The organism is Ramlibacter sp., assembly GCF_035554825.1.
Lineage (GTDB): Bacteria > Pseudomonadota > Gammaproteobacteria > Burkholderiales > Burkholderiaceae_C > Ramlibacter.
Genome location: NZ_DATMHS010000076.1, coordinates 1 through 8,294, shown reverse-complemented (window position 1 = coordinate 8,294; position 8,294 = coordinate 1). Strand labels below are relative to the sequence as shown.

Annotated in this window: 9 protein-coding genes; 5 read left to right on the top strand and 4 right to left on the bottom strand. The window is 70.3% G+C overall.

All coding sequences use genetic code 11. The annotated features are described in order from the left end of the window. Nucleotides 1–1,117: ammonia-forming cytochrome c nitrite reductase subunit c552 (locus VNT59_RS09330; RefSeq protein WP_325498060.1), on the bottom strand; the 1,117-nt coding region annotated here is incomplete at its 3' end. Between the two features lie 17 nt (nucleotides 1,118–1,134). Next, nucleotides 1,135–1,647 (bottom strand): cytochrome c nitrite reductase small subunit, encoded by a 513-nt coding sequence (gene nrfH / locus VNT59_RS09325; protein WP_325498059.1) that lies wholly within the window; start codon nucleotides 1,645–1,647, stop codon nucleotides 1,135–1,137. 281 nt (nucleotides 1,648–1,928) lie between these two features. Here nrfH and VNT59_RS09320 point away from each other — a divergent pair, with 281 nt between their 5' ends. Next, nucleotides 1,929–3,242, top strand: coding sequence for an NUDIX domain-containing protein (locus VNT59_RS09320; RefSeq protein ID WP_325498058.1), 1,314 nt, complete (start codon nucleotides 1,929–1,931; stop codon nucleotides 3,240–3,242). 70 nt (nucleotides 3,243–3,312) lie between these two features. Then, nucleotides 3,313–4,167 (top strand): NAD(P)-binding domain-containing protein, encoded by an 855-nt coding sequence (locus VNT59_RS09315; protein WP_325498057.1) that lies wholly within the window; start codon nucleotides 3,313–3,315, stop codon nucleotides 4,165–4,167. 25 nt (nucleotides 4,168–4,192) lie between these two features. Here VNT59_RS09315 and VNT59_RS09310 read toward each other — a convergent pair whose 3' ends face one another. Further along, the gene (locus VNT59_RS09310; protein ID WP_325498056.1) at nucleotides 4,193–4,783 is read right to left on the bottom strand and encodes a CBS domain-containing protein; all 591 of its coding nucleotides are present in this window, start codon (nucleotides 4,781–4,783) and stop codon (nucleotides 4,193–4,195) included. 345 nt (nucleotides 4,784–5,128) lie between these two features. Between VNT59_RS09310 and VNT59_RS09305 the strand changes: the two genes are divergently transcribed. Further along, a complete protein-coding gene (locus VNT59_RS09305) occupies nucleotides 5,129–5,464 on the top strand; it encodes a c-type cytochrome (protein WP_325498055.1) in 336 nt (111 codons plus the stop codon). 123 nt (nucleotides 5,465–5,587) lie between these two features. After that, nucleotides 5,588–5,968 (top strand): VanZ family protein, encoded by a 381-nt coding sequence (locus tag VNT59_RS09300; protein WP_325498054.1) that lies wholly within the window; start codon nucleotides 5,588–5,590, stop codon nucleotides 5,966–5,968. Between the two features lie 222 nt (nucleotides 5,969–6,190). On the opposite strand, the gene VNT59_RS09295 is transcribed toward VNT59_RS09300, so the two are convergent. Beyond that, the gene (locus VNT59_RS09295; protein ID WP_325498053.1) at nucleotides 6,191–7,168 is read right to left on the bottom strand and encodes a tripartite tricarboxylate transporter substrate binding protein; all 978 of its coding nucleotides are present in this window, start codon (nucleotides 7,166–7,168) and stop codon (nucleotides 6,191–6,193) included. Nucleotides 7,169–7,269: 101 nt separating this feature from the next. Here VNT59_RS09295 and VNT59_RS09290 point away from each other — a divergent pair. After that, on the top strand, nucleotides 7,270–8,294 hold a 1,025-nt coding region (locus VNT59_RS09290; RefSeq protein ID WP_325498052.1), incomplete at its 3' end, for a CocE/NonD family hydrolase.

Below are 8,294 nucleotides of genomic sequence, written 5' to 3'. Positions count from 1 at the left end.
CGCGATTCACGTTGAGCAGCGGGCTGCGCACCCAGTGGTCCGAGATCTTGGTGGCGCCGTCGCGCGCGTAAGGCATGTGACAGTCGGCGCAGGCGACGCCGCTGCGGGCATGCACGCCCTGGCTCCACATCTCGAACTCGGGATGCTGGGCCTTGAGGATCGGCGCGCCCGTCTCGGCATGCTTGTAGTCGAAGAAGCGGCCGCCGTCGGGCATCTTGGTCTCGTTCCAGAAGGTCTCGATCTGGTCGACGTTCAACCCCTTGCCCCAGGGCGCCGTGAGCTTCATCACCGACGAGCAGTAGTACTCGATGTGGCACTGCGCGCAGACGAAGGTGCGCATCTCGTTGCGGCTGGCTTCCTTGTTCGGGTCGTAGGCGGCCTTCTTGCCGGCGGCGCGCCATCGCTCGATCGAGGGCGCGAACGGCGTGCCGGCTTCCGAGTTGGCCAGCCGCTCGATGCCCTGCAGGAAGGCCGGGCGCGTGACGATCAGCTGCATGGTCTGCGGGTCGTGGCAGTCGGGGCAGGTCACCGTGTGGCCGTGGCCCATGTCGTGCAGCTGCTTGTTCAAGTCCTTGTACGGGATCTTGTACGTCATCTCGAAGCCCTTGATCGCGTCGCCGTCGCCCAGCTTGCGGTACAGCGGCATCACCGAGCCGTGGCAGTGCAGGCAGGACCCGGTCTGCGGCTTGGTCTGCCGCTGCGTGTTCTCCTGGTCCTGCAGCATGTAGGCGTGGCCGCGGCGGTCGCGGTAGTCGATCGAGAATGCGTAGCCGAGGAACATCCGCTTGAGCCACGGGTCCTTGTCGATCTTCTCCTGCGGCAGGGCTTCGCTGCCGCCGTGGCCGCCGAAGCGCGTGCGCGTCGTCTGCGCCGTGAGCTTGTAGGCGTCGTACTGCTTGGGCCAGTTCACGCCCCATTTCGCGGGGTCCGTGGTGTCGCGGGTCACCTCGACCAGGCGGGTGGTGGTGACTTTCGCCTCCTGCCTGCGCTCGAAGATGTTGACCAGCAGCGCCGCCAGCGCCACGGCCACCAGGGCCGCGACCACCAGCACCGGCAGCAGCACGCTCGAGGAGACGCCGCGCTGGGTGCGCGCGAACAGACGGGATCTCGGTTTCATGGAAATAACCTCCGGGTTCAGGTCCGCGGTCCGCCCAGGCCGGCGCGTTCGCCGTGGCCAGCGGACTGGTGGCAGTGGACGCAGCTGGCTTCCTCGCCGGGGCCGCGCGCCATCACGGCGTCCTGCACCAGCGGGCGGTGGCAGGCCAGGCAGTTGGCCTGCACGATGTCGGCGTTGAACGGCTTGATGACGATCGGCTCGGCGAAGTTCTGCAGCGTGTACGCCTTCGAATGGTTGAAGCCGTTCAGGGCCTTGGCCACGTACTGGCTGACGAAGCCGCGCGGCAGGTGGCAGTCGTTGCACACGGCCACGTGGTGGTGGCTCGACTTCTGCCACGAGTCGTACTGCGACCGCATGATGTGGCAGTTGGCGCAGACCTTCGGGTCCGAACTCATGTAGGAGAGCGCGTCCGCGTACACCAGCGTGTAGCCGCCGATGCCCAGCGCCACGCCGATGAGCACCGCCAGTGCCACCAGCAGCACCGGGTTGCCGCCCACATCGCGCTGCCGCGCTGCCCTTGCCGTGTTCACATGCGCTCTCCAGGCCCGGCCCACAGTCGGCGACTGCCGGCTCGGGTCACGTCACACGGTTGGTGTTAGGCCATGCTCGAGCGACTTTCCTTGACTCGGATCAAGGGCCGCCGCCCGGGCTGGCGGCACGAGCCATCGGGTGCGCCGTGCCGCCCCGGCCGGTCGCCGCGGCGCGGCCGCGCCCTGTTGCCCGCACCCGCCGACACGCTCGAGTCATCGAATGCGGGCAGAATCCGGCGTGCCTGCCCCGGAGCGGCAGGAACGACAGGAGACCCCAGCGCATGACCGCACCGCCCCCGCCACGCCCGGCCGCCACCGTCGTCGTCGTGCGCGACGCGCCGCACGGCCTGGAGCTGCTGCTGCTCAGGCGGGCGGAAAAAGGCGACCACAACAGCTGCGCCTGGGTCTTCCCCGGGGGACTGCTCGATGCGGGGGACCGGCACTGCCACGACGCCTGCGTCGGCCTGGACGACCGCGCCGCCAGTGCGCTGCTTGGCGTGCCGCATGGCGGGCTGGACCACTTCGTCGCGTCGATCCGCGAATGCTTCGAGGAAGCCGGCATCCTCTTCGCGGTCGACGAACGCGGCCAGCCGATCGACATGCTGGTCGACGCCGGCACCCGCCTGGGCGAGTTGCGCGCTCCGCTGCACCGGGGCGAAGTGGCGTTCGCCGACATCTGCCGAGACTTCGGCCTGCGCCTGGCCGCCGATCAGCTCTTCTACATCGCCCACTGGATCACGCCGCCGGGCCGGGCCAAGCGCTTCGACACGCGCTTCTTCCTGGCCGTGCTGCCGGCCGGCCAGTCGTCGGCGCACGACGCGCTGGAGACCGTCGACCACGTGTGGCTGCGGCCGGCCGACGCGCTCTCCAGCGAGAACTCGCGCCGCCTGATGACGCCGACGCGCGCCGTGATCGGCATGATCGGCCGCTTCGCCGACACCCGGGCCCTGCTGGCCTGGGCCCGTTCGCCGCGCGAGGTGCCGACCGTGGCGCCGCGGCTGGGCGTCGACCGCCACGGCGTGCGCCCGGTGCCGCCGCACGAGCCCGCCTGGGCGGAGCTGGGGCTGCTGGACCCGCAGGGACATGGCACCGCGTGGTGCGAGCTGCGACCGGACGTCCCGGTGCGCCTGACGCCGCGCGTGGCGCGCATCGCGTCCGCCGACGGCGGCAACACCTATGTGGTGGGCAGCGGCGACGACTGGGCGGCGATCGACCCGGCGGCCGCCGACCAGGCGCATCTGGATGCGGTGCTGGCCGCGGCCGGCGGCCGCATCGGCACGATCCTGCTCACCGGAGCGGCCGATGCAGCGACGGCCGCTTGGCGCGACCGCACCGGCGCCGGCGTTCGCGAAGCGGCGCCCGGCGATGCGGTCGTGCTCGGCGGCGACTGCACGCTGCAGGTGCTCGCGCCCTTCGATCGCGCCAGGTCCGGACGCCGGTACCTGCTGGTGCAGGACCAGATGCTGGTCGGCGGAACGGTCGCCGACGCGGCGCTGCCTGCCCTCGCCGAGCGCGGCATCGAGTGGGTCGCGCCGGCGCGCGGCTTCCTCGTCGCCACCAAAGGCCGCACCGGAACGCGCGAACCGGCAGCCTGAGATCATCCGTCCGCGCGGCCCCCGGCCCGCGGCCGACCACCAGACCAACTTCTCGACAAAGGATCACACCATGGCACAGATTGCATTTCTCGGCACCGGCCTGCTCGGCGGCGCTTTCGCGGAGGCCGCGGCCAAGCGCGGCGACCAGGTGAGCGCCTGGAACCGCACCCCCGACAAGGCGCAGGCGCTGGCGCCGTTCGGCGTCAAGCCGGCCGCGACGCCGGCCGACGCGGTGCGCGGCGCCGCACGCGTGCACCTGGTGCTCAAGGACGACGCCGTGGTGGACGAGGTGATCGCGGCGCTGCGGCCGGCCCTGTCCGCCGACGCCGTGATCGTCGATCACACCACGACCCTGCCGGCGCTGACGGCGCAGCGCGCCGAGCGGCTGCGCGCCGAGGGTGTGCGCTACCTGCACTGCCCGGTGTTCATGGGACCGCCGGCGGCGCGCAAGGCCGTCGGCTCGATGCTGGCGTGCGGCCCGAAGGCGCTGTTCGACAGCGTCCAGCCGGAGCTGGCCAAGATGACCGGCAAGATCGAGTACCTGGGGGAGCGTACCGACCTCGCGGCCGTCAACAAGCTGTTCGGCAACGCGATGATCATCGGCCTGTCGGGCCTGATGGCCGACATCCTCACCATCGCGCAGGGCAGCGACGTGCCCGCCGAAGACGCCATCAAGCTGCTGGGGCTGCTGGACCTCAACGCGATGGTGGCGGGCCGCGGCGGCAACATGGCCAAGGGCAACTTCACCGCCACCTTCGAGCTGGCCATGGCGCGCAAGGACGTGCGCCTGATGCTGGAGGCCTGCGGCAACCGCCCGCTGGGCGTGCTGCCCGGCCTGGCCGCCCGCATGGACCAGCTGATCGCCGCCGGCCACGGCGACAAGGACCCCAGCGTGCTGGCGATCGACGCCGCGCGGCGGCCCTGACCGCGCGGGCCGGCCGCCGCCGGCCTCAGTGCGCCAGCGCCGCCTCGATCTCGGCGAAGCTGTCGGCAGCGTCGGGCAGCTCCAGCGGCGTGCCCAGCTGCCGCGCGATCTGCGACAGCGAGAAGATGCCGCGCACCTCCAGCCCGCCGTTGCCGTCGGGCTGCGTCACCAGCGCGTGATGGCGGCGCTTCTGCTGCAGGCTGGCCACCACATGGCCCACCAGCGCGTGCTGCACGCTGCGCAGCTCGAACGCGTCCAGCCGCTGGGTCGGCGTCATCACGTCGGCCACCAGGATCGCGGCGTGCCGCACGCCCCGCTCGCGCGCCAGCGTCACCGGCTTCTCGCCCATGAGATCGGTGGCGGTGACGATGCCGGCGAGCAGTTCCTGGTCGTCCAGCACCAGCAGCATGCGCACGCCGCGCCGCATCATGGAGTGGTTGGCTTCGTCGACGGTGGTCGCCGGCGAGGCCACCGCCGCGGCGACGCGCGTAAGGTCGGTCATGACCTGCAGTGCCGGCGAATCCATCGCGGTGCGGGGCTGGTCGTCGGTCAGGCGGCACAGGCGCACCGGGCCGCGCAGGGCCGTGCGACTCGCCAGGGCGGGATAGCTGCTCATGGTGGTCTCCCTTGGAGCCGCCAAGGTACACCCGGCCGCCTGAACGCGTGCTGAACCGGCGCGCTTCACCACACTCGCAGCGCAGCCGGACCGCTGCGCCGGGGTGTATAGAAAGCGCCGGGCTCGCCGTCCGCGCGCAACCCGTTGACCGGCAAGGAAAAAAGCGCGACGCAGCCTGGCCCACTGCACAAAGAAAATGTACTTCGCCGCCCGCGAACGCCGCCGCGGCGGCCCGCGTGATCGGCGCAAGTGCCTGATTCCAAAAGGCAAATGGCGCTCGAGGTGAACTGGCACGCCTGATGCTTACCGATGTGCACAGGACAACCTTCACACCAGGAGCTTTAGATGAAAGTGATCCCCCTGCTGGCCAGCGCCGCCGCCGCGCTCGCGTTCGCCGTCCCCGCCGCCGCGGCGCCGGACGCCGATGCCGCCCTCAAGATGACGAAGGAAAACGGCTGCACCAAGTGCCACGCGGTCGACAAGGCCAAGAAGGGCCCGGCCTACCAGAAGATCGCCGCCAAGTACAAGGGCAAGGCCGACGGCGAGGCCAAGCTGACCGAGATGGTCACCAAGAGCCCGAAGGTCAAGATGGACGACGGCAGCGAGGAAGAGCACAAGGCCGTCGCCACCAAGGATGCCGGCCAGGTGAAGAACCTGGTCCAGTGGATCCTGGCGCAATAAGCGCCAGGTACGCGCCAGCCGGGGGTGTCCCTCCTTCCGGCCGGCACGTCGGCCCGCCACCCTGACTGCGGCGGGCCTTTTCTTTTGTGCGCGCCCGCAGCCACGCCATGCGATAGTCGCGCCATGTTGTCCCGGATCTCCACCACCCAACGCCGCTGGGCGTTCTGGCTGTGCCTTGGCGCCGTCCTCGTGCTCGCGTTGATGCGGCCCACCCACTTCATGCCGAGCACCGGCTGGGACAAGGCCAACCATGCGCTGGCCTTCGCCGTGCTCGCGATCCTGGGCTGCCTGTCGTATCCGGGCCGCGGCCCGCGGGTGCTGGCCGGGCTGCTCGCGTACGGCGCCCTGATCGAGCTGCTGCAGACCCTCACCGGCTACCGCAGCGGCGAGTGGCTCGATCTCGTTGCCGACACCATCGGCCTCGCGCTGGGCTGGCAGATCGCGCGGCGGCTGCCCGCCGCCAACCCGCTGCGGACCGCGCCGACCGACCTGCGCGGCCGCTGATCCGGCGGCCGAGAAAAAACCCCCTGCCGCTTGCGCCGCAGGGGGTTGGAAACAGCGGGTTCCTTGGATTTCCCCCGCCGAGGAGACAACCGTCGATGGCCGTAGGATGCCTCGATTCGCCAGCTCGGCAGTTGAGAAAACGCAAGCGTCGTTGCAAGAATGCAGCGCCACCTCGGCGCGCCCGGGCCGCGCGTCTTCTCGCGCCGCGCCCGCTGCGGACCCTCAATCGAGTTGGATCTTCAGGTCGCGGATCAGCCCGCCCCAGGTCTTCGCTTCGCTCTCGGCACGCTTCTGGATGTCGGCCGGCGTGCCCGGGATCGGGAACAGGAACTGGTCGATCAGCTTTTGCTTCATCGCCGGATCCGACAGGAAGTGGTTCACCGAGGCGGCGAGCTTCTGCGTGATCCTGGCGTCCATCTTCGCCGGCCCGACCAGCGCGTACCAGCCGGGCAGCGCCGGCACGTTGGGCGCCAGTTCCTTGATCAGCGGCAGGTTGGGCAGCTGCGGCGAACGCGTGTCGCCCGACTGCGCGAGGCCGACCACCTTGCCCGACTTGATCTGCGCCAGGCCGGTGGCGGTCACCACGGTCATGACGTCGGTCTCGCCGCCCACCACCGCCATCAGCGCCGGGCCCGAGCTCTTGTACGGGATGTGGCGCAGCTTCATGCCCGAACGCAGCGCGATCATTTCCGTGTACAGGTGGGTCGAGTTGCCGGTGCCGGCGCTGGCGTAGGTCACCGAGTCCGGATTGGCCTTCGCCTTCTTGACCAGGTCGTCCCAGGACTTGATGCCGCTCGCGGTGCTGGCCACCAGCACGAAGCTCGCGTCGGACACGGGCGCCACGAAGGTGAAGTCCTTGAGCGGATCGTAGGGAACGTTCTTGTACAGGAACTGGTTGAAGCTCACCAGCGACACGCTCGTCAGCAGCAGCGTGTAGCCGTCCGCCGCCTCCTTCTGCACCATCTGCGAGGCGATGATGCCGTTGGCGCCGGGCTTGTTGTCGACGACCACCGACTGCTTCAGGTCGCGGCTCATGAAGTCGGCCAGCATGCGGCCGACGGCATCGGCGCCGGAGCCCGGCGCCTGCGGGATCACCAGCTTGATCGGGCGCGCCGGGTAGTCCTGGGCCATCGATGGGCCGGCACCGAGCGAGAAGGCAAGGCCGAGGGAGGCAAGCAGCAGGCGACGCGTGAAGCGCATGGTTGATTCCGTGGGAGTGGATACGACGAGTGGCACAATGCCGCCGCGCAGTTTAATGGGAGAACGTCTGCTTCCCACTGCGTGGAACACCGGATGTACACATGTCAGACCGAGACGATGCCGGCAGCGCCTGGCGCACTTCCCCCTCCGAGTACCTGCAGCGCCGGCCCGCGACGTACGCGGTGCCCACACCGGATTCCTGCTACGTCACCATGCGCGACGGCATCCGCCTGGCGGTCGACGTGTACCTGCCTGAAGCCGAAGGCACGACCGCGACGGCGCCGCAGCGCTTTCCGACGGTCGTCATCCTGACGCCGTACTACCGCCGCTTCAAGGTGACCGGCCCCGGCGCCGACCCCAGCCCCAACGCGGCGAAGTACCGCGATTTCTTCGTGCCGCGCGGCTACGCGGTGGTGGTGGTCGACGTGCGCGGCTGCGGCGCGAGCTTCGGCACGCGCGACTCGTTCCGCTCGCCGCGCGAGCGCGAGGACCACGGCGAGATCGCCGAATGGATCGTGCGCCAGCCCTGGTCCGACGGCGTGATCGGCGCCACCGGCATCTCCTATCTCGGCGCGGCGGCCTGCTTCCTGGCCAGCACCGGGCATCCGGCGGTGAAGGCGATCGCGCCCCTGTTCGCCGTGCACGACACCTACAGCGACCACGTGTTCCCGGGCGGGATCATGTGCACCACGATCACCGAGAACTACGACGACCTGGTGCAGGCGCTGGACCTCGACCGGCGCGACCGGCTCGCGCCCTACCCTTACTTCAACGCGCCGCAGTACGCCGGCCCGCAGCCGGTCGACGCGGACACGGACGGCTCGCTGCTGCGCGCGGCGATCGAGGAGCACCGCGACAGCTTCCGCCTGCGCGACCTCGCGCCCGAGCTCGCCTACCGCGAAGAAGCGGCCTCGCACGACCCCGGCCTGCACAGCGGCGCCTGCAGCCCCTACTGGTACATGCAGCAGGTGCCGGGCCGGGTGCACGTGTATTCGATCTCGGGCTGGTACGACGGCAGCGCCTTCGTCAACGGCTCCATCGCGCGCTTCCTGAGCAACCCGGGCGCCGACAACCGCCTGCTGCTGGGCCCGTGGGACCACGGCGCCCGCACCAACGGCTCGCCCTG

What these genes read in the sequence shown, in the direction of transcription:
- VNT59_RS09300 (WP_325498054.1), top strand. Translation starts at nt 5,588, where the DNA reads ATGTTGTCCCGGATCTCCACCACCCAACGCCGCTGGGCGTTCTGGCTG.
- VNT59_RS09305 (WP_325498055.1), top strand. Translation starts at nt 5,129, where the DNA reads ATGAAAGTGATCCCCCTGCTGGCCAGCGCCGCCGCCGCGCTCGCGTTC.
- VNT59_RS09320 (WP_325498058.1), top strand. Translation starts at nt 1,929, where the DNA reads ATGACCGCACCGCCCCCGCCACGCCCGGCCGCCACCGTCGTCGTCGTG.
- VNT59_RS09310 (WP_325498056.1), bottom strand. Translation starts at nt 4,783, where the DNA reads ATGAGCAGCTATCCCGCCCTGGCGAGTCGCACGGCCCTGCGCGGCCCG.
- VNT59_RS09295 (WP_325498053.1), bottom strand. Translation starts at nt 7,168, where the DNA reads ATGCGCTTCACGCGTCGCCTGCTGCTTGCCTCCCTCGGCCTTGCCTTC.
- VNT59_RS09315 (WP_325498057.1), top strand. Translation starts at nt 3,313, where the DNA reads ATGGCACAGATTGCATTTCTCGGCACCGGCCTGCTCGGCGGCGCTTTC.